This is a genomic window from Bradyrhizobium sp. C9, from assembly GCF_002532045.1.
Classification (GTDB): Bacteria; Pseudomonadota; Alphaproteobacteria; order Rhizobiales; family Xanthobacteraceae; genus Bradyrhizobium.
Window position 1 is genome coordinate 1 of sequence record NZ_NWTG01000044.1, and the last position, 1,178, is coordinate 1,178.

The window sequence follows — 1,178 nt, forward strand, 5'->3', positions numbered from 1 at the left end:
CGTCCCGAGCCGCTTTCCGCCTGGGCAGTGGTAGACGTCGCCGGCCGGATCATATCGAAAGTCGTTGCGCGAAAAGGTGCCATCCTCGCGCTTTGACTTGTCGATGACCGGAATGTGTGGCGCGATGTCCTTCTCGACCAGCCAGTTCAGCATCGGCGCCGATCCATAGGCGGTATCGGCCGCGAGCCGCTCCGGCGTGAGGCCAAAACGTTCCTCTGTTCGTTCGATCATTGTCTTTGCGGCACCGACTTCGGCTTGCCGAATCGCACGAGACGCCTCGACGTCCAAGATGACGCCGAACTTCATGTCGATGAGATAGTTGTCAGAGTAGGCGAAGAACGCCGCCCCTTTGTGTGCGCCGGTCCACTGGGCCGCGGGATCGGATGGCGAGACGAACTTCGGCACAACCTCCGTAGCGGCACCCCATGCCGTGTCTTCGAGAGTCGCCAGATACTCCTTCACCGCGCGGCTGGACCTCGCCGGATCGCGATCCCTGCGCCAATCCTGACCTGCGATCGAGCACCGCTTGTTGGCGTCGGCCGCAATCAGGCTCGCATCAACTGCAAAGCCTTCACCACCAACCAGACCGGCTGCAATACACGCCTCGACGACCCGCTCAAACACATGGCGAAAAACATCTCCCTCGCGGAAACGCTCGTTGCGGGCACGCGAGAACGCTGAATGGTCGGGAATAGCATCTTCGATGCCAAGCCTGCAGAACCAGCGATAGGCGAGGTTCACCTGTACTTCGCGGCAGATCAATCGCTCCGAGCGGATCGCAAAGACATACCCCACCACCAGCATCCGGATCATCAGTTCAGGATCAATCGACGGACGCCCCATGGACGCATAATGGGACGCAAGCTCGCCGCGAAGCCACGACAGATCGAGAGCAGCATCGATCTTCCGCACCAAATGATCTTCGGGGACCGCGTCGCCAAGACGAAACGCGGAGAACAGTTGACCTTGGTCGTTCTTCAGACGGCCCATCATGGATCGACCTCGCCGAGAATCGCGTCAACACAACCGAATCATCGTTCGAGGCCTCACTCAACCGACTTTTGCAACAAAATCGGCCAATAGCTGAAGTAGCCGCGACGAGTTTAGAAGTCGGTTTCGTCCTCAGAGTCTGACTCAAAATGAGCTGAGGATATTCAGGGCATAGCGAGACGTCTGGT

1 protein-coding gene is annotated in these 1,178 nt (G+C 58.8%); it reads right to left on the reverse strand.

The features are described 5' to 3' along the window. The coding region (locus tag CO675_RS38790) for a transposase (protein ID WP_198964902.1) at positions 1-993 on the reverse strand (993 nt) is incomplete at its 3' end. Positions 994-1,178 lie beyond the last annotated feature (185 nt).